Below are 23979 nucleotides of genomic sequence, written 5' to 3' on the forward strand. Positions count from 1 at the left end.
AATCTGTACTTGATGCTTAAAAATTATCTATGAGTCTAGCATAAGTTAAATTTTAAAGTGAATTTAAAATAATATCATCAAATTTACGGGCCTTCGCTGGAGAATCTTTATCTGGCCAAAAATATCTGGAAGATATAGGGAGTATATGTCTGACCAGCTTTATTAAAGGGAAGCTCCATACCTATTTAAAAGCCTACCTTGGGGCAGGCTGCTAATATTGTTATAACATTAGAAAAAAACTAGTGTTCGTACAAACCCCTTATATTGAACAATAGTCATTATGGAAGGTGGCGCTATACCCTGTTAGCCTCCATTGCATTACAAATCGAGGATGGTAAGGAATATGCAGGAGTCAGATGTTGCCAATCGGTTGATAGAAGCGGCACGAGAGTGCTTTTTGAACGATGAGTATCACCGGGTAACTACTCGCCAGATTGCTGCCAAGGCGGGAGTGGCGGTATCAATGATTCGGTATTACTTCGGCAGTAAGGATGGCTTATACGAAGATATGATTCGTCAAACCTTACTCCCCCTGATTAATGCTGTTGAGCAGCTGAGCCTAGATGGCGACTGGGATTTTGGTGACTTCTTCGACCTCTACTATGCCACAATGCAGGAGAATCCCAAGTTTCCAGCCCTAATCTTGAAAGTTATGGCGCTTAACGAGGGGCCAGGAAAGAATGTTATTCGCCAACTCTTAGAGCGGGGGCGCCAACGGGGGACCAGGAGATTGGCGGAAATTCAGGGCGCTGAACCTTCGGACGCTGGCACTGAATATGATTTGCTCAGGATTGCGTTTGTCAGTCTTGCCATGTTGCCCATGCTGGCCAAGCCAGTTCTTGAGGAGCAAATGGGCCAGGAAATGGGGCCTGAGTTTTTAAAGCAGCTTGCCGATTTTAATGGCCGAATCCTAAAGGTCGGTTTACAAAATATGTAACCTTTCAAGTCTCTGTTTGTAATAACAGAGATGTTTATTTTATTGGATATTTTTATCAGACATTTTATTCTGAGGAGTTCTTATGCCCAGGTCTATGCAAAAGAATAGGGTCTCTAATTGGGTCTTTCAGAGGGTTTCTAATGCGGTTTATAGTTTGTGTAATATCCCAAATCGCCTGATCCCGGCTCCCTTTCGTTTGATGCAAATAGGATCTTTATTTTGGCAATCTCGCTGTTTATATGCTGTTGCCTGTCTTAATGTTGCAGATCATATTGAAGATAAAGCCATTTCGATAGATAACTTGGCGGATGCCTGCAAAGCCGATAAGCAGTACCTCTATCGATTGATGAGAATGTTATGCGCAATGGGGATTTTTAAAGAAGAGGAACCAAAATGTTTTTCGCATAATAGAAATTCAAGAGCGCTTCGTACTAACGCCGACAACAGCGTAAAAAATATGATCCTGATGCATAATTCACCTGAATTTAGTAGGCCATGGTTTTCCAACTTTGAGAGGCATATCAAAGAGGGCAGCGTGCCTTTTGAAGGTGTGTATAAAAAGGAGATGTTTGATTATATGAATGATCACCCGAAGGTTAGTGACCTATTTTCGGATGCAATGGATACTGTTGATCATCTTACCGGTTTACAATACCTGCAAGACTTTAACTGGAAGAATTTTGATCGAATTATTGATTTGGGCGGTGCAAAAGGCAGTAAAAGTGCCAGTATCCTTTCTTCGTACAAACACTTGACTGCAGTTGTTGTTGATAGGAACAATGTAGAATCGACTGCGCGAGAGTATTGGAATAGTCACCTCGATGATGATGTTAGGAAACGATTAGATTTTTATCCTACTGATATCCTAAATGACCCACTTCCAGATGCAGTAAGTGATAAGGACATCTATTTGTGTGTGGCTATTTTTCACTTGCTGAATGATTCCAGGGCTAAAGAGCTTTTAATGAATATTCATCGGGCGATGGGTGAACGTAATACTACTTTAGCGATTGTTGATGCGGTACTGCCGGAGAAAGAGGCAGATCTCAATTTAGCGGCAATGGATATGCAGATGCTAATGGGAACAAAAGGGCGTGAACGAACGGTCAGTGAATGGAATGAGTTGTTTGCTCAGAGCCCTTTCTACTTGGTTGAGACTGTCAGCGTTCGGTCTTTCGCTAAAGTGATGGTTTTAAAGAAAAGAGAAGGGTTAAAGTGAGCTGCCAGTCATTGAGGCATCTCTAATGGGGCCTGAAGTTTCACTTCAGATCATTCGACACCAGTGGTGGTATCTGAAGCTCAATTTCCTTTGCAATGGCGAGAAGTGTTAAGTCGGCGCCGGGCACTCCATCCAGTTCCAGACCAACCGGTAAGCCATTATTGCCTCGCCCAATAGGAATGCTTATTCCGGGAGCACCGGTGACTGCTGCTGTGGCATTGTTGTGTATGAGTGTATCCAGAGTTGGAAGTATTTTTCCGTTTAGTTCAAGTTGATTTGATGAAGTACTAATAGATTGAGCTTCGATCGGTGCTGTTGGGAATACAATCGCATCTAGTTGGTGCTGCTGGATGATTTTTAGGTAGTTGTCGCGTACTCCAGGCATCTTCTTTAAAGCGTTTTGATAGTCGGCATTTGATGGTGCCTTAGGGCCGAGTACTGACTCCTGATAGACAGCCTTTACATCATTACTTTTGATCATTGCAACCAACTCAGCCAGTTGGGTATTAGGCTGGTAGCTCACCAGAAATTGGGTCATAGCGGTTTTCATTTGATGAAATCCGATAAGAAACCCAACATCAAGGACTGCGCTCACTAACGAGGATAAATCGATTTCTATTAGGGCGGTTCCCGCGGAGCTAAGGGAATGTAACGCAGCTTTAAAAGCTTGGTATACACCTGGTGAGAGATTATCAAATAACGGGTGGGCAAGCCCAAGGCGCAGCTGATTGAGTGGCTTTGCCTGGGGTAGGGCAGACCCGGTTAATATCTCAAACAGATAAGCGGTATCCTCTACATTGGCGGCCATGGGGCCTGGGGTATCAAACGCTGGTACAGAGGGCACTATTCCCTCGGTACTCAGGCAGCCAGTGGATGGTCGAAAGCCCACAATTCCTGTGAGGGCTGCTGGCAGCCTGATTGAACCGGCGGTATCTGTGCCCAGGCCTGCAGATACGATCCCGGCGGCAATGGCTACTGCTGTTCCCCCGGATGAACCACCTGGAAAGCAGGATTTATCCCAAGGATTCCTGACGGCACCATAGGCGGCGTTATTCGAGGTTACGCCGAAGGCGAGTTCGTGCAAATTGGTTTTGCCAATGACGATAGCCCCGGCCTTCTCTAGACTCTCAATTATTGGGGCAGAAGTCTTGGCCTGGAAGTTCATACCAGGTGTGCCCGCAGTCGTTTGAAAACCTCTCACATTGATATTGTCTTTGACAACGATGGGGATGCCAGCAAGCGGCCAGTTATTGCTGCTTTCTTTCAGCTCGTTATCAATACGCTGTGCTTTCTGTAATGCGCCTTGCCTATCCAGGCAGATAAAAGCATCCAGATCTGAGTGGGCCACCGCATTATCGCAGGCATCTTCAATTAAGGATGTCGCTGTGATCTTCCTTTTGCGGACCATTTCAGAGAGCTGGCGTAGAGACGTTGTCATAATTTGGTTTGTATGAAAAATTGAATCAATCTTAGTACATGTCAGTGCATAATCCTGCACCCTTAAGGTTATGAATTATGATAGACAGAGTGTTTGGTTGCCATACATGATTAACCGTTAGGAAAAAACATCAGATCGTTATAAGTATAGAATACATCAATCACGCTACGTCAGTAGTGTTTGATATAAGGTGTTAATCGTAATTAATATTAATCAGGATTAGCAAAACTAATTATGACTGTGCCATTGGAATATGAGAAAGCATCTGAAAAATTTTTTGAATATTTAGTTTATGCTCGAGATATAGCTGGGCTTTGGAGCACGCATGTTACCTATACAATGACACAGGGCGTTTTTCATGTGTTCCGCCGTCGAATTTCTACATCCGATGCTATTGCGTTTTCCAATATCTTACCTGTTTGTCTAAGATCTTTGTTTGTGGCCGACTGGGATGTTAACGAAGAAAAGAAAGACTTTGATAGTGAAGAGGAAATGACCAGGGAGGTGCGGTTATTACGAGAAGAGCACAATTTTTCAACAGTTACAGCAATTAAAGATGTTGCTAAAGCTGTACGGAAACATGTGAATGAAGAGGTATTTGATGAGTTGCTTTTAAAGCTTCCGGATGGGGCCTTTGAATTTTGGCGACCCTAAGCGGGTAGATGCCCATAAGGAGGGTGGGAAAGTCTATACACATTGAGTCCGCTTTACGGTTAGGTGGGGGGTATGGATTTTTATTGCACTCAGAGGATATGACTACTGGATAAGGCGATGCAATTGCCAGAAGGACACAAAATAGTAGAGTAAATTTTACGAGGAAGAAATCGCTGAAGTAGAGGCTGGCCACAAAGTAAAAAGTATAGAAATCCTGAAACTGGGAGAATGGTGGATTGGAAACAGTTGAGGAGTCTATGGAGGTTGATCCGTATTGTTATTGCTTCTTGAGCTTACCACCGCCCATAACTAAAAGCCTGCCTAAGAGGGTGGTATTTGTATATATTTTATATATGCAGTGAGCTGATTGCCGTCATCAGAATAAGAATCAGGCAAAATTGACAAGGACGTCAGGCGCTATATAGCCAAGTTGATTACAGTGATTGCCAGTTACCCCCTGATCAAATAAGGATAAGTCATGAGGCATCGTTCTACGGCAGTCATTTTACTTTCCCTGCTAACTCTAAGTGGTACCAGCTATAGTAAGGATACCCCTGTAGTACTTGAAGGCCCTTACCTTGGACAGAAGCCACCTGGGCTGACTCCACAACTGTTCGCCCCTAAGCCTTCGAGAGAGTATCGTGACTGGGGCGGTTACTTCACGCCCGATATGAAAGAGTACTACGTTACAAGAAGATATCACCAAAGTGGCAAATCCTCGAAAGTTGTATTCAAGCTTGAGAACAATCGATGGCATGAGTCTAAAGTGGCCTGGGGCGGTTCCATCTCACCGGATGGTCAAACGATGTATGCTAGAAATCAATATAGAGAGCGTATCGCTAATGGTTGGTCAGAGCTTAAAAGTCTTGGCTCACAATTTGAAGACATTCGTATTATGCGCCTTACTGCTTCTGCGAAAGGAACCTTTGTATTTGATGAAGTAGGTCAAAACGGCGATGGCATTCTTCGCTATTCACGTCTGTTAGATGGTAAGCGTGAAACGCCAAAGCCTTTTGGCCAACAGATAAACTCGGGCAAGTGGACTGCTCACCCCTTTATTGCCCCTGATGAGTCTTACATCATCTGGGATAGTGAAAGAGAGGGCGGATATGGTGATAGCGACATGTATATCAGCTTTCGCCAGCAGGATGGCTCATGGGGTGAAGCTATTAACTTTGGTGATAAAATCAATACAGAGGGGGAAGATGGTGGTGGGTATGTAACACCAGATGGAAAATATCTTTTCTACTGTCGTCGTTGTACCCCCCCGAATTTTGAAATAATGTGGGTAGATGCGCAGTATATAGAGACTCTAAGGCCCAAATAAATTCTATAGTATTAAATCTAGAGTGACGCTCAAAGATAATAAATCTTCTGCGAGAGCTATCTATTTCTAGAGGTAAAGTATCTGGCTTTTTAACTACACAAGTCGAATGAAAGTTGACTTTAATATTGCTGCAAACTTAATTGGTTTTCTTAGTGCGGACGAGGCTAAATAATTACCATTCGACAATGGTCTTGAATTCTCTGGTTATGAAAGGATTGCAGAAAATTTAGAGGCCAAAATTTATTTTGCTCACTTATATTCATCCTGGGGAGGATTAACGAAAACACTAACGGCCTTATTCGACAGTATTTCCAAAAAGATGCCGACTTAAATAAACTAACAGACGAGCAGGTTCAATTTGTAATGGATCGTCTGAGTAGTAAACCTAGAGAGAGCCGGGGTAACAGGTCACCGAGTGAGTTATTTAAGGGACAGCAAGATGAGCTACTACAGCATGAGGAATTGCAGTTATTAATTGAAATCAAGAAGTATTACTACAGGTAAAACCAAAACTTTGCTCCAGAATGGGCTGCAATTGCTCATCAGGAATATATCCCCTGAGCCAACGCAGCGGCTTACCATTGGGTGCTATTAGAAAACTGAAGGGGGTGCCGGGAGTTTCACCCAGCACCTGTTGGAGTTTTCGATTCGCCTGGAACATGGGAAATTCTGGGCGCAATTTTCGATACTCAGCCAGTAGGGCTTTGCGCGACCCATTGATACCCAGGGCAATTGGTTGGAACTGTTGTGAACACTTGTGTGTAAGCCGGTTTAGTGCTCGAACCTGGCGAAAGCACCAGGGGCAGTCGGGTTCTACCAGTACCATCAGGCTTGGCTTGTCTTTGAAGTACTGCAAGTTGATACGTTCGGGCCCGGCAAGGCTGTGCAATTCAAAATTGAATAGCGAAGTGGGAACTTCAGTCGCGCCAGTTGGCGCGAACAGAAGTGTGAAGAGTAGGAGCCAGGTTCGCATTACAGGTTCCAGTCGAAGCCCATGTAGAATTCACGGCCGCGCAGGGGACCATAGATATAGGCTACGTCATAGGCACCACTGGCATCCCAGAACAGAGGGGTTTCTCCTTCCTCGACCTGGGTGTAATCCGTGAGATTGTTGCCGCCCAGGTACAGACTGAGGTTTTCACTCACATCAAAGGTCAATTTCATATCCAGTGTCCAATAGGCGTCTGCGTTTGTGCTCTTAAGTGTGGAATCGCCCAGCTGGTTAAAGCCTTCGTAGCCAAATTCAGCCAGGTCACGAGATCCGATCCAGGTGGCGCTAGCGTATAGCATCCAGTAATCGGTTTTGTAATCCAGATTGAATAGCGCACGTTGCTCCACTGGGGCAATGGCAAAGGATTCCCGGAAAACATCGTCGTAATCGTAGGTCTCCAGAGTGCCGCCAATAGATAGATTGTCGTTCAGCGCATAACTGAGAGTAATGTCGGCAGCGCCTACAGAGGCACTTTCCTGCATTTGGCTAAGCAGCGGTACCCCGTCCTCGGTTTCACTTAATGCCGCGAGGTTATCTACTTTGGTAAATGCCAATGACAGGGTACTGTTAAGGCGCTCCCCTTCGAAGCTCAGCGCATAAGTTGCAGATAGAGACTTCTCCAGACTTTCAATATCGATGGCAAAGCCATCTCCCGCATCCAGGATGCCGTGATCCGTTTCGAAAAAGGATAGAGGGGCTCGGTAGCCTCGCCCCATCGCTACGCGAGAGGTCCATTGATCGTCGTGCAGGTAGCGCAAGTCTATACGCGGGGCCACCACTATTTCATCGATCTCGGTACCGGGTTTTTGCTCGGCGACGAAATCGGCTTTGGCATTATCCAGGCGTATGGCGAGTGCCACCTCAAGATCTGGTGAGACTGTCCAGGTATCCTGCAGGTAAAGGCCGGTAGTTTGGTAGTCGAAACTATCTTCGATGTAGTTGTCACTTTCCGCCCCTGCAGCAGAGTCGGAGAGCATGGATTCATCGCGAAGGTCGACACCAAACGTGAGCATATGCTGGTCATTCAGGATCAGGTTGTTGCGCAGGTCGAAGTAATTGAGCGTGTCAGTAGCGCTGTAGTCGAACCCCTCGTAAAAGGAGTCCTGTTTATGCTCTGACCAGGCAACTGTCAGCAAAGTGTTATAGGACTCGTTAAATTCGTGTAGCCAGCTGCCGGAAATTTCACTGCGGGTGGTGGCTATCCATTCGGTGGTTTCCCAGGGTTTACCGATATATTGCTGTCGCACATCGTCGTCGACAAATAAGTGGTCAGACTCCACACCATCGTATCCGTGCAAGACTGAGCCAATGCTGTCTCCCTGGGGGCCACCAAAAATATTGGAGTCGGTGTAGGCCGTGCGAAGGATCAGGTTGTCCCGTTCACCCAGGTCTTGCGAGAGACGCACCACGTAACTGGTATTTTCCTGTAACGGCGCTTCGCTGACGCCGTTACCATCGTTGTCCATCTGGTGATGTTTGTCATCCTGGATGACCAGCGATGTGCGGGTACGTTCATCATCGCTCAGATAGCCTGCCATCAAGCCAAGAAAATAACTGTCGTTGTCCTCCATGGAGGCATTTATATTGACGCCAGTTTCTTCTATTTCCTTGGAAATCACATTGATGGTTCCGCCGATTGCTTCGGGTGCCAGCAGTGATGCGCCAGCACCGCGGGCCACTTCGATACGTGAGATGCCGGTGGTGGCCAGTGCATCTACCGCGTAGTAGCCAGCCATCATCGTGTGTAAGGGAACGCCGTCGGTGAGGATGGTGGAATGCTCCCCACGCATACCATTCAGCATTACCCGCTTAACCCCGCACATAGAACACTCATTGGAAACCCTTACACCGGGGGATTTCTCAATGGCATCCGTCAGGTTTACCGCTTGTTGGGACTTGATCAGGCTCTCGTCTACGACTTCAGTCTTCTGTATGGCGTCCAAAAGAGCGCCGCGCTCATACAATCGCTGGCGGACACCTATCACTAGGGTCTCCTCCATTACAGCGTTTTGTCCGGAAAACGCGTCATTGGCAAAAGAGGCAGGGATTGCTGAGGAGAGGGCGATGGCAATCAAGCTTTTGCGAAGCATGGGTGATTCCCCAGAAGTGAATTTATCTCATATGGTAATGATTCGCATTTGCGGCGCAAGTGAGCAAAGGTAGTAGTTTTTTGCGTCTTGAGGACTGGAGGGGGAGGGGCTATGACTAGTGCCGTTCAGGTAGCTCGTTGTTCAATAATTGAAAAATGGTCGAAATATCAGATAAAGCCATCAGTATGAATTTCGATCTGCTGACTGGGTTGGCTGCTCAATTATTGAAAGCAAGAAGTAGATATTGCCATGCAAATCAAGAGTTTTATTTTAATAAATACTCCCCACCTTAATAAGGGGGGAGTGAATACAATTACTCTAATTATTCATCACAAGGAATAATTTGGATATTTAAAAGCAACTGTGCTCCAACATCGGCAGAACGCAGAGAAAATAGGCTATCGGCGCCGATTACTGTTGCAACGGTATCTGCTCTCGCAATAAGGGCCTCCCCATCGCACCCGGAATAGTAGGCAAATGGTGGGCGATCATTGAGGACAAAGTTCTCAAAGCCAGAGCTATTCCAGTTATTGTCATGGCTCGGGCCTTGACTGCCAGAAAAAAAGTATTCTCTATGGAAATTGATAAGGGATCCATCGGCAGAAAATACTGTACCCCGCCAATCAATATCTAATATTCCTACTGAAAATCCAGGTTCTACACTTAAAGGTATTGCCAAGTTACAATCAGAGCTAGCAATTGGATTTGAAGAATTTGTTACGGCGCTATATTTACTGAAAAGTATCGCGATATTTTTATTATCATCTGTTGCCGTAGCCGTTACTGACCCTACAGGGCAGCCTGTACCATTAACGGCAACTTCTCCAATCTCGATTTGTTGACCATCAATTAGTAAAGTTTTTGCCAAAGTGGGGATAGAAAAGATTGAACAAAGTGTGAGTGCTAGAATTCTATTAAGCATTGATACTCTCCATTCCTTGAAAAGTGTGAGCGGTTAATCTTTGTAAGTTCTATGTGTTAATTCCTAATTAATCGTTCTGTTGCTGGCGTCTCCCAATGAATTAGTTGGCTCATACTGCAAAATTCATATTTGCAATGTCAATTGGTTGCAGGCGTAATCATTGGTGGTGGTTTAGCTTTGAATATGTTTGTGAGCCGGGTCACGATTGAGTTCAACGATAATTTATTAATACGGTAGGGTTATTGATGTTGTTACCTGAGGTTGTGTGTGGTTAATTATAGGGGGCGAAAAAGATGTGTGAGTGAGTGTGTTGTAATATCTACATGGATGGTGTTTCTACAGGGTGTTCATTAATGTTATTTGATTTATGATTTAATGGCCCATTATGGGTTGTAGGATTGTTGTGAGGGAGTTGATTTATAACGTGGGCCTTTTGATAGTGATATTTTTTAGGGTTTTAATGATGATGAGATAAAATACTCGATACTGGATAGTTTATAAGTAGTAATTAAAATAATTAAATGCAGCGCTGAATCATTTAGCTTCGGCCTGAAGTATCATTCAGATGCCGCTTTCGCAATGAAAATTCAGTAGTAAGTTGCTGATCTTATGGATGTAAGATCCCCCCTTTGATTAAAGGGGGAGTTAAGTAACCAAATTATTTCAGAATTAAATATGGTAGTTCTAAGAAAGAACTCTGCAAAGACTGCTACTCCTCTGAATCTGGTGATTTAAGGTTTTCTTTCTTTGAAGCTTCAGCCAGAATTTTTCTTCCTCTATTCGCGATCTTCTCGGCTTCGTTGCTTGGATCACGGTTCCATCGCTTAGGGATCTTATCCCAGTCACTATATATGGTAAAAGGGTTATGAGTTGCCCCCTTAGGAGGCATTCCTGTATACCCGCGGTGTTTAATCTGATAAAGATAGTTGTTCGATAGTCGCTTATCACGAGCCTCTTCAGCTAGTTGAGGATAAAGGTCAACTTTTGTCATACCTTCACTGCCATCTAGAGAGCATATGATGTTTCCATCATAATCGCAGGCCATTGAGCGACCAAAATAAGAGTAGGAACTATCTTCTCCAGTATGGTTGACCGCTACTACATAAGCTTGGTTTTCATAAGCCCGCACTTGATTTGTAATCCCCCAAATATGATCCCATGGGTACATATATTTAGCAGGCCTTAGAATTACATTTGCACCCTTCCAAGCTGCTTCACGTGCCACTTCTGGGTAGTCAAAATCTGAGCAAATCGCAATGGCCAGTTTCGACCCTTTTGGACCATTACAAACTGACATTTCAGGCCCGGGACTCCAGGGCTCCATAGGACACCATGGAACCATTTTGCGATAGGAAAGAGCGACCTCACCATCACCATTGATCAGGACCATTGCGTTATATGGTTTCATATGTGGCTCAGGTGCAAGCTCGACAATTGATACACACAGCCAAACACCATATTGCTTAGCTATTTTCCCAAAAGCTTTTGTTTCAGGTCCCGGTATGGTTGTAGCAAGTTTTAAATGCTCAGCATATGGATGGAAGCCAAATCCGTAAGTGCTGTATTCAGGAAAAATGATTAAATCCACGCCCGGGAAGCATAAAGATGCACGATCAACATATGCTTCAATTCTCTTTATGTTTTGTTTGATGTCTTCTGAATCAGAGGCTGGGTAAGGCGAAAATTGGACAAGCACTACACTCATCGCATCTGGAATAGGGTTGATAGCCGGCACTTTATTTCTCCTTGAGAAAATTTGGCGGTCTCTTGGAAGAGAAAATCTCTATTGTTACTTGAAGAAAATTATAATTTGATGAGTTTTTAGTTTATTTTAATTGTCTGTTAGTTTGAGTAAAAGGACGTCCGAATTTATTTGTAAGCGAATAAATGCCAGTGACAAATCAGTTTGTTTGATCACTAATCTGTTCTTGTTAGTATGGGGTTGTTATTATGTGCGCTCGGTGTTAATGATTGTTTGTCCGGTAGAGGGTAAGATTAAACTTTGTGATTGTGACAGAGGTTATGATAGTTTCCAGAGCTATGATCTTGTATGAAGAAAGAAGTGTTATTCATATTGACATGTGAGGGATAAAAGGCCTCGCTATTATTGTTGGTTAGCCGCTGTATATGTTAGTTAATGAGAAAGCTAAATCCTACATAAAGCGGTCAGCTCCGCCTGATGCCTCAATACTATCCCCAGTGATAAAATTATTACGCGCAGAACAAAGGAAGGCCGCCAGAGTAGCAATGTCTTCTGGTTCCCCTGGATGTTTTACAGGCGTACATTCGTTCGATACTCGAACAAGAATTTCATCATCTGTAAGTGTTGCATACTCTGGCGTATTACTGCGGATAAATGGGATCATGTTGTTTTTCCAGTTATCCGTTTTAATTGCGCCTACTCCAATCGAGTTAACTAGTATATTGTACGGTGCAACCTCTAATGCAAGAGATTTTGATAGATTATTGATTGCTGCACTTAGGACATGAGATATGAGTAGCTTTGGGTTTGGGTAGGTGCCGCCAATAGATGACATGTTAACTATTCTTCCCCAGCTTTTTTGTTGCATATAAGGGATGGCAGCTTTGCACATTCTCCGCATAGAAGTGAGTTTTACTGCAGTCATTTGTTCCCAGTCTTCCTCAGTTGAGGACATAAGTCCACCAGCATGGGCGCGCCCAGCATTGTTGACTAGAATCTCTGGTGCTCCAAAGGTGTTTAGGGTTTTATCGATTATCTGTTGTGCAGCATGATCTCGAGTTATGTCTATTGATATAGAAGTGACCTCAGACTTTGAATTTTTATGTAGCTTATTCTCTGCTTTTTGTAGACGTGCTTCGTTGCGTGCAACCAGAACTACCTTTGCACCATTGGCAAGAAGCTCTTTGGCAATGGCATAGCCAATTCCTGAGCTGGAGCCAGTTACAATAGCTACTCTATTCGTAATTCCAAGATTCAACATTGAACTCCGCTAACAGTGTAAATGTTGTGATGTTAGGTTTTTAACTTACAGTTAGCACCTAACTGCCGGCAGTTTCTTAATTAGCTGAGAACCTTTCATGTTAAAGATGGCAGTGTAGATGATTTGGGTGTCAAGATTTAAGGCAAAAGTTAAAGATTTTAAATCAGCTGAATTATAGGTCTAAAAGTTGTTGTTCATCCTATTTTAGGGAGCGCAAATATTAATGTGTGTGTCAATAGCAGGCTGGAGTTTATACTGAGGCTGTCTGAGGAGGCGTGAGATGTAGGTCATCTTTATGAGGTGGGAGTTGGTCAAGTACCCAAGAGTTATTGAGCATAGAGTAGGAGCTCAGTCGGATTGGTAAATATTTTTTAGCACAACCACGCTTATAGGTCTGGATAATAGATCTTCTATATTCTTTCGGTAGTTAATGTAGTGAGCTGAAGATTTGTGTTCACTGAGCGCGGTTTCATCTATATATTTCTCTATGAGACTATAGATTATTTTGTGATCTTTCTGGTCGATCTGTTCGCAAAGTTCATACAATAAATTACCAGGCTCCGCTCTGGATGGTGAAACCATCTCTGTGAGCAAATTTTTGACAGCTTGTTCCTTTTCGGGTTTTGGGTAAAAGGAAGCAAAGACTAAAACAGGTGTTTTCATTGGGAGTCTCAAGATAAATCAACTCAATGTGGCTGTTATTGAGTGGTTGTAATTATTTTGAATTCTTTGCCGTCTAAGTTTGAACTTAAATTTAGACGGCGATGACTGCTGTGCAAGTTATTTGGCTGAACTTGAAAGCTTAATCCATTCAAGTGAAAGCCAATTGGTAAATCTCCAGATTTTGTTGGAGGGACTTGATCTGCACTGTTATATTGGGATTTCTAATAGCTATTTCAATACTCCAATCTGTTTCAAGAAACCATATTTGTCCCAGGTCACCCAGGTTTCTAGTATTTTTCCATCCTTGATTTTAACAAACTCTACGGCATCCCAGGTGATGGTTTTATTTGTTGGAGTTTCCCCCATAAATGATCCTGTATGATTGGCGCTAACTTTTACATGGGTTGCGACAAGATCTCCCTCGGCGACTTGCATTGAATCAATCAGTTTTACATTTTTAAAGGCCGTATGAAATTTGGCGACTTCGGCTTTGAATTCCTTTAAATTACGTTTTTGTGAACCGGTACTTAAATTTGTGGCCGAGTCTAGGTTGTTGATATAATTAGGCGCCAAAATTGAATCAGGATTGACCTTTGACCCACTGTGCCATAGGTCGGCTGCCTGCATGGCAATTTTTTTATTTTCTTCAAGGTTATTTGATTGGGCAATCGCATTGCAGGCAATACCTAACAGCAAGAAAGTTACAGTTAGTGCCAAAGAGTAAGGGTGCTTGGACATCTAAATTCTCCCAATGTAAAGTTTTTTACCTGATAGGCTGGTTAGGTGTGAAAATGATAGGTCCTAAATAGCTTTAGAGTATGGGGGCAAACTTGGGGATTTGTAGCGTGAGCAGGTAATTTGGCAACTTTCACTTCATTGTAGGGTAGTTAGGTTATAAAAATTTCACGAACACAAACAAGAAAAATTGTGCGAGTGCCAAAAGGAGGGTGGAATAATCTGAATAGATATTGATTCGACTAAAACAAGATGGTTGAACTTTTTTAGTTATGAAAAATAACTTTGAAATGCAGAGCTATTGATGGCCAATGACTCGATGAAATATTTGCCCTTTTAATGCTCGGCACCGTATTTTCTTTAGAAAGGGTGTACTTCCATACTAAATTACTTCAGTAGCCTCTCGACACTTTCAATAATTTTCTCAGCTGTTAACTCGAAGTACTGCATGACTTCCTGGCCGGGTGCAGATTTGCCAAAGTTATCCATTCCGATGATTTCACCGTCAAAGCCTACGAACTTGTGCCAATAGTCTTTATGACTAGCCTCTTCCACCACCCGGACGCGGAGAGTACTGGGGAGAACTAATTCACGGTACGGTTCTTCCTGTTCCAAAAAGGTTTCTATGCAAGGCATGGACACAACCCGAATTCTCTTGCTAGTAAGCTTTCTTTTAGCCGCTATGGCCTGCTCGACTTCAGAGCCGGTCGCAATAATGATTGCCTCAGGAACGCCTTCGCAGTCGGACAGTACATAACCACCTTTTTCAATTTGTGCTATCTGCGTGGTATTTCGTTCCTGCGGAGCTAAATCCTGACGACTGAATACTAGTGCAGTGGGCCCCTCTTTGCGTGTAATAGCCATCTTCCAGCTTACCGCTGATTCCGTAGTATCACAGGGGCGCCAAGTGTGTAGATTCGGTGTAGAACGCAAAGCGCTGAGTTGCTCCACCGGCTGATGAGTTGGACCGTTTTCACCTATTCTGATGGAGTCATGGGTATAGACGAATATAACTTGTTGCTTCATTAATGCCGCCATACGCACGGCATTTCGAGCATACTCCATAAAAACCAAAAAGGTAGCACCATAAGGTATAAAACCTCCGTGCAGGGCAATGCCATTCATTATGGCGCTCATACCAAATTCACGAACTCCGTAGTGTATATAGTTGCCTGAAGCATCTTTCTTATTCAATCTTTTAGAACCGGACCATAGGCTAAAACAAGGGCCGGCTAAATCGGCTGAACCACCTAGGAGTTCGGGCAACAGAGGCCCGTAAACATTCAGTGTATTCTGGCTCGCTTTACGAGAGGGGACTCTTAGTGCATCTTTTTGACATTGCTTAATGTAGCTATCGGCTTTTACCAGGAAATCTGGTGGAAGTTTTCCACTCTCACGACGCACAAACTCGAGTGCTATCTCAGGATACTCCTCACGGTATTTAGCGAAGAGACTCTTCCACTCCCTCTCTAATGCTTTACCTTTAGACCTTTGATCCCAATATGCATAGATATCTTCAGGGATCTTAAAAGGAGGGTGGTCCCAACCAATCGTTTTGCGAACGAGAGCTATTTCCTCCTTCCCGAGTGGTTGACCATGGCATTCCTTTCGGCCTTGCTTATTTGGGGAGCCGAAGCCGATCACGGTTTTACAGCAAATAATGGTGGGCTTATCAGAACATGCATGGGCTTTTTCAATTGCTGCTTTAATCGCAATTGCGTCATGGCCGTCAACATTAGGGATGACGTGCCAATGGTAGGACTCGAAACGCTTGGGTGTATCGTCAGTAAACCAACCTTCAATCTGCCCATCGTCAGAAATACCGTTGTCGTCATAGAATGCGATCAACTTGCCCAAGCCTAAAGTACCAGCCAGAGAGCATACTTCATGGGATATGCCTTCCATCAGGCATCCATCCCCCATAAATACATAGGTGTGGTGATTGATCAACTTATAGCCTGGGCGGTTAAATTGAGCCGCCAGTACTTTTTCCGCCAGGGCCATACCTACGGCATTAGCAACCCCCTGGCCTAGGGGGCCTGTGGTGGCCTCAACACCAGGTGTGCAACCATATTCCGGGTGGCCCGGGGTCTTGGAGTGCAATTGGCAGAAATTCATCAGTTCTTCGATTGATAAGTCGTAGCCGCAAAGGTGCAACAGGGCATACAACAATATGGAACCGTGTCCATTAGAGAGGACAAAGCGGTCACGGTTAGACCAATTCGGGTTAGCTGGGTTGTGCTTTAGGTAATCGTTCCATAAGACCTCCGCAATGTCTGCCATGCCCATAGGTGTACCAGGATGCCCGCTATTGGCTTGTTGGACTGCATCCATGGATAAAGCACGAATCGCATTGGCCATGCTTCTTCTATAAGGAGAGGAGACCATGTAAATGTACTCTGGTGTTTTGAAAGCCGAAGCATCACCTTTACAAAAGGAGATCCCCAACTAAATAAGTGACAAACTAGTAATATAATAATTTTACAGTTTAATTTTCTATGACATAAATGATGAGCAATTTGTTGGCCTTTGCAAAAGGTGTTGACCTGCATTTGGCGGCATTAGTGATGATAAGGAGTTATTTGCGTCTTTACAAAAATAGCCTGTTTTTCAAGAAATTTACAATCTAAAGAATTGTAATAATCATGATAAAAAGAAATAAAGGTTGTATTTTAAAGATCTGTTGTGGATTACATATCTTGAAATATCTCTACCACCGGGATCATTACTAAATTTCTTGGGGGAAAGTTAGTGTATATGTCAACGAGTAAGAAAAGTCTAATTGCATACTATGTTTTATTCAGCGATCTGTTGATGCTCCTGGAATAAATAAGGCTAACTAAAGATCAATAGTTGTTGATTTACATGTCTCCATCATAAAGGTTAGAGGCAATGTTATGAATACAAGGTATTTTCAATGAGTCCAGAACCATTTTCGAGAGAGCTTGGGCCCCAAGAAGCATTATTTATTGAAATGAATAGGTTATCTCGTGGTGGCCTGCAATTTGTTTCTTTTATAAAAGTCTGTGAGCCCTTGCAAATGGAGTCCTTGCGTGAGGGGTTGGCTTACTTGCATAAGCGTCATCCATTTTTGAGGGCGCGTGTAAAAAGGGGTGAGCGATTAAGGTGGGTTTGTGATGTTGATTTTGTTGATGTGCCAATAGAAGTAACTCTAATTGTTGATCAGCTTGATTTGGAGAAAGAGTTTAGGGACCTTGCTGAGATCTTCATTAAAACTGAGGAGCATGTATATAGATTAAGGGTATATACAAATAAACAAGGCTTTGTTGAGTGGATTTGTTTTATAAATATACATGCCATACTTGATGGAAGATCCCTCATGACGCTATTCTCTGATCTTGACAAGTTCCTATGTCTTCATGAAAAGCCAAGGCATGCCATTAAATCACTCCCTTTGCTAAATAGTATCGCTAGTCAACTAGAGGCTTCTGGATATTGTGGTGAGAAGGAATTTGAGCATCAAATAGAGGGGGGAAGCCGTTGGGCGGTTGAGAAGCAAGCGTCCGTCGCTGATAGAAGAGCCTGTGCTAAATCATATTTAGTATCACCTAAAAAAATCGAGGGATTGGCTTATTTGGCTAAAAAAAATCAGATAAAGCTAACGGCACTTTATTGTGCTGTTGCATCAGTTGCTGCCCGGGTTATACCAGCATGTAGAGATTTGACAGAAGTTATTTTCACGATGGATGCTCGATTATTATGCAACCCTATTATCCCGAGTGATCATGTTGGTTCATTTTCAGAAACTGCCAGCCTAAAATTACCACCAAATGCAACAAGCTCCGATATTTTTGAAGTTGCCAAGATTTTGAACAATGAGATTAATTTAGTGCTTCTCAAACAAAAACCAATGACAAAAAGCCTAAGATCTGACTATAGCATGGAGGAGGTCACCCGTATGGCTGCTGAGGTCACTGCGCCGAAAGAATGCTTTCCTGCAGGTATTCTTGTTTCAAATGTAGGGAATATGCGCCTTCTTGCTAATGAAATGCGATATTTTGAAATTCGAAAAGGAATGATTAGTTTGAAAACTGCAATTAACCCCTTAATGATTATAAATTATACGACTTATCGCAACTCGGCTTTTGTATTTGGTTATTGTGAGCCTTTGATTAGCGAAGATAGTATCTCTGCGTATATTGATGAATATATAAGTATCATTAACAGATTGATCTCTAATGTTAAATGTTAGTTTAATATAGCGTCTAGCAAAATGTTGGTCAGTTGATTAACTGAAATATTTTCCGAAGTATAAGTATCAGTCATATTGCAATGCCATCTATTGAACACAATAATTTGATGATTTAGCCCTGCAGGCCTGATTGATTAAATGGTTAATAGTATGATTCGTTGATGGGGTATATATCAGAAAATCTGAGATGTAGCTAAGTCGCAGAGTTTGAGCCTATAACTTTAATATGGGTGAATCTATAGTAGTTTAGACTTGGCTTGGCCGTACACTTTATTTAAATAGGAAGTGATCCTACCAAGTCTAAACGAATCTAACTGATGCTTTGCTCCACTGCTATTTTTTAGGCCTGATTCTCAGAGGCTTAACATTTCACGTAGCCGAGTGGCTGGCCGTCTGGCAACCTCTATTTCTTTCCCATCGGTCATTGTTATTATTAATCCACTATTAACCCACGATTCTATATTCTTAATAAAGTTTAGATTGATAATTTGTTGTCGATTTACACGAAAGAATACTTCTGGGTTTAATCGTTGTTCTATTTTGGTTAGAGATTTATAGATAAAAGGCTTGCTGTCATCGAAAAATACTTGAGCATGGTTGCCGCAGTTTTCAAAGTATCGAATTTTTCCAATTTCGATTAACCAGCAACGCTCCCCATCCTTGATAAATATTTTATTGTTGGAGTCTAAATAGCTTGTTAAGCTATTTGTGTGCTCGGTGGGTGTTTCACTTGACGTCTTATCGAGAGCTTTCTTTAGTTTTTCAGGGTTTATGGGTTTTAGTAGATAATCCAGTGCATTTACTTCAAAAGCTTGTATGGCGTATTCGTCATAAGCTGTTGTAAAAATAACCTGAGGTGTGAAATCCAGTTTTTCAAGTATGTCAAAGCCATTGCCATCAGGAAGATTGATATCCAAGAATACTAAATCAGGCTTTTCCTCTGATATAAGGAGAATAGCTTCTTCACAGTTTTTTGCTTCTGCTATTAAGTTTATATTCTTATAAGGTTTGAGTAACTCTCTTAATTCATTGCGTGCGAGTCGAGAATCTTCAACGATAATGGCTTTCACTTCTTATACCACTAATTGTAAGGGAGAGGAGGGAATATGGCACCGAGCAACTACCTGGGAGCCCTGCTGTTCAATTCCAAAATATGTCTTGTCTCCATATTGTATGGTTAACCTTTTTTGTATATTGATTAACCCCAGGCCGGTATTACCACTCTCTTTGGTTGACTCTCTGATGAGAGTACCTGGATTTATCACAGTGATTACCATATGATTGTCTTCTTTGGTGATTTTAACCACTAGTTCACCGCCTTGTTTACATTTTTCTATTCCATGGCGAACGGCATTCTCGGCAAGCAGCTGGATTAGGAGTGGAGGTATCCGCTCTCCCATTAAATCTTCGTTAACTTCCAATATGAAAGACAATCGATCTTCATATTGTATTTTCAAAAGTTCGATATACTGACAAACGATTTCCAATTCATCTCTTAATGACACAGTTTTATGCTTATGGGCCATTAACGTATAACGTAAAAGGTCAGATAAGTTTGTCAACATATCCCTGGATTTATCTGTATCTTCAAGGATTAGTCCACGAATATTATTAAGCCCATTGAATAGAAAGTGAGGGTTTAACTGCCCCATTAGAGCGCTCATTTTTACTTCGTTCAGTTGTAATTTAAGTTGTGTTGCATCATGTTCGGCTTTGCGTAATTGCTCTTGATTTACCAGAGTAAGATAAATGAAACTCCAAATAAATATAAGAATGGTAAGATAGAACCAATTGCTAACAACAACCTCCCAAAAGGAAGATGGAATTTCATATCCTACAAAGATGTAATATAAATATCCAAAGCCAGTTGCAATATAGGCGCCTATACCGCCAAGAGGAATGGCAGCTAATAGGAAGCCAATCCATTGTTGATACCCGTTTTTATCAAAGAGGCTAAATCGATATATGATTTCTCGAGTAAGAAGGGTAGAGATCCCTGTAGTAAACCCTACAATAATAATATTAATCACGATTTTATCGGTGTGATTCTGAGATTGAAGCCCTAAAGAGAAAACATTAACTAAAGAAAATATCAACCAGCCACCAAAATGGTAGGCTAAAAATTTTGCGGATGGTGTTGGGGATTTGAAAATACTCATTGCACATATATCTAAGTAAGATGGCTCCTAAATTAGGAGCCATGTCTTGACATTCTTATCAAGTATCAGAAGCGTTCATTCAGCCATGAGGACATCACTTCGAGGGCAACAGGTGAAAAGCTCTCCTCTAGTTCGGCATACTCTGAAAATGAGCCCTTATTGGCTATTTGAAAAAGGTGGTTCATTTTATTCAGCTCGATAGTTTTAAAGTCTTTATGTCCAGCGCTGCTCAATATTGATTGTATATTACTTAGGTTCATTTTTGCATCAACCTGGTAGTCAAGTGAGCCAGTAAGAGCCAGAAGTGGTGACTTTGTTTGTTTCAAATAAGGTTCAGGATTGAACTTAACAAAATAGCGGAACCAAGGAGTAGTATATTGCTTCTTGAGTTGTTCAACCTGAGCATCCAACTCCTCTTCCTGAGCGCCTTCGAGCTTCACGCTTTCATAAAGCAGCTCATAAATCTCATCATTGAGACTTTCATTCATTCCGAGTTGAGCAATATTCTCGAAAATCTCCTTATCCAACTGGCTAAGTCTTTTCATATTTTGTTCAGGTAAGTTATTGAACTTACGATTTCGGTGCCACTGATCGACCAGTAGTTCAGGTATTTTAACCCCTGGTCCAGCGAGTAAGATGGTAAATCCAATATCACTTCGACTACTGGCAACCATGGGAGCTATCATACCGCCTTCGCTGTGTCCAATTAATCCAACTTTACCCTTTGGGAGATCTTTACGACTGTTTAAATAATCTACAGCTGCGTTAGCGTCACTGGCGAAATCCTTGCTGGTTGCTGCTTGAAAATCACCACTTGAGCCGCCAATACCGCGGTCGTCATAGCGAAATACTGCATATCCTTGCCGTGTCAAATGATCGGCGATTACCGCAAATGGCTTATGGCCAAACAGGGTTTCATCTCGGTCTTGAGGCCCAGAACCACTGATAAGAACAGCAGTTGCTTTGATATTAGACTTTGGTTTGGTCAGTGTTCCCGAAATGATATTGTCTGTTGCAGCATTCTTAAAGCTTACTTCCTCTATAGCATAAGGAAATGGGCCCTTTGGTGTTTGGGGTCGCTTGCTAGTCCTGTTCTTTGTATCTTCAGATGCCCGGCTAAAGTTCAGAGGCGATGTCACTTCCTGGCTGATAGATCCAAACACAAGATCAACTGCTGCACTGTAAGTGCCTTTGTAGTTAATCTGTAAGTCTTCTACTTCGAAAGTGATACTGCTGTCCCGGATTTCCAGCATAGATATTTCTACTCCCTTAGCCCCAAGGGAGGGGCTATCTAAGGAGCCTTTCCATATACCGTTATCTTCTTCCAGGTGAATGACTACAGGTATATTCTTTTCACCATTAATCTGGGCTACGGACCTCCAATCACCCTCTAAACCTGAAGCCATTACATTGGTTGATATTAAGCCAGCTGCGAGAATTACTGTTTTCAAGTGCCACTTGGCTTCTGCAAAGAATGATTTGATAGGCTGCATTTGTACTCTTCCTGTACCTACTTGTTGAATGGTTGATATTCTACCTGTCGATTAGCCTGGTGTTATGGATTTAGTAGGAGTGGCTTCCTGAGGGGATGAATGGTAGGGAGGGGCGATGAGCGGTCTAGGATTACCCTGAATGGGAAATTCAAGTAATATCTTGCTCATAAAGTGGTTGACCATAGATTTGAGACTGGCGTGCAAAATATTCTAGTTTTACTATGATCGATTTCTCTATAAGGAGATTAGACATCCGAAGGATCTTTGGGGGTTACTATTTATTAGCTCCTGTATGGATCGTCAATTGGTATTATCTATAAGATGTTACCAATAGATTTCAATCGTTAGGTTAATCTAAGTATACCCACTCGATTTTATTTTTAATTAAATAGCATTTCGTTTGAACGTAATAAAATGGCTCCAATATAGGAGCCGTAAAATTCTAGACAAATCTAGATTTTGAATCGTTCGTTTAACCATTTAGTAATTACAAGTAATGCCTTTGGTGAAAAGCCTTCTTCTAGTTCTGCATACTCATTAAATGAACCACTATTTGCTACTTGAAAAAGATGATTCATTTTATCAAGCTCAATGACCGTAAAATCTTTATGTTCGATTCTATTTAATACTGATTGTATATTACCTAAATTCATTTTTGCATCAACTTGAAAGTCTAAAGAACCATTAAGAGCCAATAGCGGAGCTTTTGTTTGTTCTAAATAGAATTCTGGATTGAACTTTAAGTAATCACGAAATATCAATGTAGAGTACTCTTTCTTTAGCTGTTCAAATTGGGTATTTATGTCCTCTTCGGGCACCCCCTCAAGCCTGATGCTGGAATAAATAAGATCCTGAATAGCATCATTAAGTGGTTCATTAAATTCAAGATTACCAATTTTTTCTAGGATTTCCTTATCTAACTCTTTGAGTTTATTTAATATTTCCTCGGATAATCCATTAAATTTACGATCAAGGTACCACTGATCAACAAGCATAGTTGGTATTTCAACTGCAGGTCCAGCAAGTAAAATGGCAAATGCAATATCATCACGCTTACTGGCAACCATAGGAGCTATCATACCGCCTTCACTGTGGCCAATTAAGCCAATTTTACCCTGGGGTAGGTCGCCACGGCTGTTTAAATAGTCAACAGCTGCGCTGGTGTCACTTGCGAAGTCTTTAGTAGTTGCTGTTTGATGGCTGCCACTAGATCCACCAACCCCTCGGTCATCATAACGTAATACCGCATATCCTTGCCGGGTTAGGTGATCGGCAATTACGGCAAAAGGTTTATGTCCAAAAAGAGATTCATCTCTATCTTGGGGTCCAGTACCACTGATAAGAACAGCCGTTGCTTTGATTTTGCAATCTGGCTTGGTTAAAGTCCCCGAAATTAGATTGCTTGTCTCTTTATTTTTAAAATTGACATCTTCAATAATATATGGAGTAGATTTATTTTGTGTTTGTGAATGATTGCTAGAACCATCAATATGGTCATTTATTCTGCTAAAAAATGTAAGAGATGATGCCCCTTTCTTAATGTTTGCGCCAGCGATTAGGTCTACCTGATTAATGTAACTTCCCTCGTATTTGATATCTAGGGATTTTACTTCGAAAGCAATTCTATTATCTATAACTTCCAGCCTCGTAATGTCTAATTTCATTTCCTCTAAAGATGGGCTATTTAATACGCCAGTCCATTCACCGCTATTCTCCTCTAGTTGAATCACTATTGGTATGATCTTCTCATCATTTGTTTTAAGCATCGATCTCCAGTCGCCTTCAATGTCAGTGGCCATAGCATTGGAAGTCAATAAAGCGGCTAGGATTAATGACTTTAATCGCCACTTGGTAACTCTAAATTTCGATTTGATCGTTTGCATCAGTAATTATTCCATAGGGTTAGTTGAATGGCTGGCATTCTAGATGTTGAATAACTTTGTGCAGTTAATTTAGTAGGGGAGGTTTTATATAATGGATGAGCGGTAAAGAAAGATGATGAATGGCTAGGTCCTGCGCAAATTAAACAGGTTCTATAGTGCCAGTTACTTTGGGTAATGTCCTTTCAGCTTGTTTTTGTTCGTTAGGCGAAAGATGGTTCTGTGTAGATGGTCAGTTTTAACAGTTGAGCATACAGCATAAGTATGCTCAAAAGGGCCACTCTTACTGTCAATC

At 42.2% G+C, this 23979-nt stretch carries 18 protein-coding genes and 1 pseudogene; 6 read left to right on the top strand and 13 right to left on the bottom strand.

Features of this window, described 5'->3' with window-relative positions:
• Positions 1-343: 343 nt before the first annotated feature.
• Positions 344-937 (top strand): TetR/AcrR family transcriptional regulator, encoded by a 594-nt coding sequence (locus ACJJIO_RS17265; protein ID WP_444909214.1) that lies wholly within the window; start codon positions 344-346, stop codon positions 935-937.
• An 82-nt stretch (positions 938-1019) separates the two neighbouring features.
• Positions 1020-2156 carry a methyltransferase gene (locus tag ACJJIO_RS17270; protein ID WP_444909215.1) on the top strand — a complete coding sequence of 379 codons (1137 nt, stop codon included), beginning with the start codon at positions 1020-1022 and terminating at the stop codon, positions 2154-2156.
• Positions 2157-2196: 40 nt separating this feature from the next.
• On the opposite strand, the gene ACJJIO_RS17275 is transcribed toward ACJJIO_RS17270, so the two are convergent.
• Positions 2197-3594: an amidase family protein gene (locus ACJJIO_RS17275; protein WP_444909216.1), complete on the bottom strand. Its 1398-nt coding sequence runs from the start codon at positions 3592-3594 to the stop codon at positions 2197-2199.
• A 234-nt stretch (positions 3595-3828) separates the two neighbouring features.
• Between ACJJIO_RS17275 and ACJJIO_RS17280 the strand changes: the two genes are divergently transcribed.
• The 3 genes and pseudogenes from ACJJIO_RS17280 to ACJJIO_RS17290 form a co-directional block, all read left to right on the top strand.
• Complete coding sequence (locus tag ACJJIO_RS17280; protein ID WP_444909217.1) at positions 3829-4248, top strand: DUF2267 domain-containing protein; 420 nt, start codon at positions 3829-3831, stop codon at positions 4246-4248.
• Between the two features lie 478 nt (positions 4249-4726).
• Positions 4727-5575, top strand: coding sequence for a TolB-like translocation protein (locus ACJJIO_RS17285; RefSeq protein ID WP_444909218.1), 849 nt, complete (start codon positions 4727-4729; stop codon positions 5573-5575).
• Between the two features lie 172 nt (positions 5576-5747).
• Positions 5748-6079 (top strand): annotated as a pseudogene (locus ACJJIO_RS17290) (IS30 family transposase); the annotation flags it as partial.
• Here ACJJIO_RS17290 and ACJJIO_RS17295 read toward each other — a convergent pair.
• The 8 genes from ACJJIO_RS17295 to tkt all read right to left on the bottom strand — a co-directional run bounded on the left by ACJJIO_RS17295 (position 6057) and on the right by tkt (position 16327).
• Positions 6057-6548: a TlpA family protein disulfide reductase gene (locus tag ACJJIO_RS17295; RefSeq protein WP_252082185.1), complete on the bottom strand. Its 492-nt coding sequence runs from the start codon at positions 6546-6548 to the stop codon at positions 6057-6059. The pseudogene ACJJIO_RS17290 and the gene ACJJIO_RS17295 sit on opposite strands and share 23 nt — an antisense overlap.
• On the bottom strand, positions 6548-8656 hold the full coding sequence (locus tag ACJJIO_RS17300) for a TonB-dependent receptor plug domain-containing protein (RefSeq protein ID WP_444909219.1): 2109 nt from the start codon (positions 8654-8656) through the stop codon (positions 6548-6550). Before ACJJIO_RS17300 ends, ACJJIO_RS17295 begins: the two co-directional genes overlap by 1 nt.
• Before the next feature lie 322 nt (positions 8657-8978).
• Positions 8979-9578: a DUF4360 domain-containing protein gene (locus ACJJIO_RS17305; RefSeq protein ID WP_252082183.1), complete on the bottom strand. Its 600-nt coding sequence runs from the start codon at positions 9576-9578 to the stop codon at positions 8979-8981.
• A 709-nt stretch (positions 9579-10287) separates the two neighbouring features.
• Entirely contained in the window at positions 10288-11313 is a 1026-nt protein-coding gene (locus ACJJIO_RS17310; protein ID WP_444909220.1) for a nitrilase-related carbon-nitrogen hydrolase, read from the bottom strand.
• Positions 11314-11731: 418 nt separating this feature from the next.
• Positions 11732-12541, bottom strand: a complete 810-nt coding sequence (locus ACJJIO_RS17315) for an SDR family NAD(P)-dependent oxidoreductase (protein WP_444900404.1) — start codon at positions 12539-12541, stop codon at positions 11732-11734.
• Between the two features lie 348 nt (positions 12542-12889).
• Positions 12890-13204, bottom strand: coding sequence for a putative quinol monooxygenase (locus tag ACJJIO_RS17320; RefSeq protein ID WP_444909221.1), 315 nt, complete (start codon positions 13202-13204; stop codon positions 12890-12892).
• A 228-nt stretch (positions 13205-13432) separates the two neighbouring features.
• Positions 13433-13942 (bottom strand): ester cyclase, encoded by a 510-nt coding sequence (locus ACJJIO_RS17325; protein ID WP_444905195.1) that lies wholly within the window; start codon positions 13940-13942, stop codon positions 13433-13435.
• 384 nt (positions 13943-14326) lie between these two features.
• Positions 14327-16327 carry a transketolase gene (gene tkt / locus ACJJIO_RS17330; protein WP_444909222.1) on the bottom strand — a complete coding sequence of 667 codons (2001 nt, stop codon included), beginning with the start codon at positions 16325-16327 and terminating at the stop codon, positions 14327-14329.
• A 529-nt stretch (positions 16328-16856) separates the two neighbouring features.
• Between tkt and ACJJIO_RS17335 the strand changes: the two genes are divergently transcribed.
• Positions 16857-18152, top strand: a complete 1296-nt coding sequence (locus ACJJIO_RS17335) for a hypothetical protein (protein WP_444909223.1) — start codon at positions 16857-16859, stop codon at positions 18150-18152.
• 353 nt (positions 18153-18505) lie between these two features.
• Here the strand turns inward: ACJJIO_RS17335 and ACJJIO_RS17340 are convergent, their stop codons facing one another.
• From ACJJIO_RS17340 to ACJJIO_RS17355, 4 genes are all read right to left on the bottom strand, one after another.
• On the bottom strand, positions 18506-19222 hold the full coding sequence (locus tag ACJJIO_RS17340; RefSeq protein WP_252082177.1) for a LytR/AlgR family response regulator transcription factor: 717 nt from the start codon (positions 19220-19222) through the stop codon (positions 18506-18508).
• Between the two features lie 3 nt (positions 19223-19225).
• Entirely contained in the window at positions 19226-20311 is a 1086-nt protein-coding gene (locus ACJJIO_RS17345) for a sensor histidine kinase (protein WP_444909224.1), read from the bottom strand.
• A gap of 65 nt (positions 20312-20376) precedes the next feature.
• The gene (locus tag ACJJIO_RS17350; protein ID WP_444909225.1) at positions 20377-21804 is read right to left on the bottom strand and encodes an alpha/beta hydrolase family protein; all 1428 of its coding nucleotides are present in this window, start codon (positions 21802-21804) and stop codon (positions 20377-20379) included.
• A 452-nt stretch (positions 21805-22256) separates the two neighbouring features.
• Positions 22257-23687, bottom strand: coding sequence for an alpha/beta hydrolase family protein (locus tag ACJJIO_RS17355; RefSeq protein WP_444909226.1), 1431 nt, complete (start codon positions 23685-23687; stop codon positions 22257-22259).
• Positions 23688-23979: the final 292 nt, after the last annotated feature.

It is taken from the genome of Microbulbifer mixtoriginis (SeqCode) (assembly GCF_052467235.1).

Bases quoted from the DNA above. Each gene is read 5' to 3' on its own strand.
- ACJJIO_RS17265 (WP_444909214.1), top strand. From the start codon at position 344: ATGCAGGAGTCAGATGTTGCCAATCGGTTGATAGAAGCGGCACGAGAG.
- ACJJIO_RS17270 (WP_444909215.1), top strand. From the start codon at position 1,020: ATGCCCAGGTCTATGCAAAAGAATAGGGTCTCTAATTGGGTCTTTCAG.
- ACJJIO_RS17275 (WP_444909216.1), bottom strand. From the start codon at position 3,594: ATGACAACGTCTCTACGCCAGCTCTCTGAAATGGTCCGCAAAAGGAAG.
- ACJJIO_RS17280 (WP_444909217.1), top strand. From the start codon at position 3,829: ATGACTGTGCCATTGGAATATGAGAAAGCATCTGAAAAATTTTTTGAA.
- ACJJIO_RS17285 (WP_444909218.1), top strand. From the start codon at position 4,727: ATGAGGCATCGTTCTACGGCAGTCATTTTACTTTCCCTGCTAACTCTA.
- ACJJIO_RS17295 (WP_252082185.1), bottom strand. From the start codon at position 6,548: ATGCGAACCTGGCTCCTACTCTTCACACTTCTGTTCGCGCCAACTGGC.
- ACJJIO_RS17300 (WP_444909219.1), bottom strand. From the start codon at position 8,656: ATGCTTCGCAAAAGCTTGATTGCCATCGCCCTCTCCTCAGCAATCCCT.
- ACJJIO_RS17305 (WP_252082183.1), bottom strand. From the start codon at position 9,578: ATGCTTAATAGAATTCTAGCACTCACACTTTGTTCAATCTTTTCTATC.
- ACJJIO_RS17315 (WP_444900404.1), bottom strand. From the start codon at position 12,541: ATGTTGAATCTTGGAATTACGAATAGAGTAGCTATTGTAACTGGCTCC.
- ACJJIO_RS17320 (WP_444909221.1), bottom strand. From the start codon at position 13,204: ATGAAAACACCTGTTTTAGTCTTTGCTTCCTTTTACCCAAAACCCGAA.
- ACJJIO_RS17325 (WP_444905195.1), bottom strand. From the start codon at position 13,942: ATGTCCAAGCACCCTTACTCTTTGGCACTAACTGTAACTTTCTTGCTG.
- tkt (WP_444909222.1), bottom strand. From the start codon at position 16,327: ATGGTCTCCTCTCCTTATAGAAGAAGCATGGCCAATGCGATTCGTGCT.
- ACJJIO_RS17335 (WP_444909223.1), top strand. From the start codon at position 16,857: ATGAGTCCAGAACCATTTTCGAGAGAGCTTGGGCCCCAAGAAGCATTA.
- ACJJIO_RS17345 (WP_444909224.1), bottom strand. From the start codon at position 20,311: ATGAGTATTTTCAAATCCCCAACACCATCCGCAAAATTTTTAGCCTAC.
- ACJJIO_RS17350 (WP_444909225.1), bottom strand. From the start codon at position 21,804: ATGCAGCCTATCAAATCATTCTTTGCAGAAGCCAAGTGGCACTTGAAA.
- ACJJIO_RS17355 (WP_444909226.1), bottom strand. From the start codon at position 23,687: ATGCAAACGATCAAATCGAAATTTAGAGTTACCAAGTGGCGATTAAAG.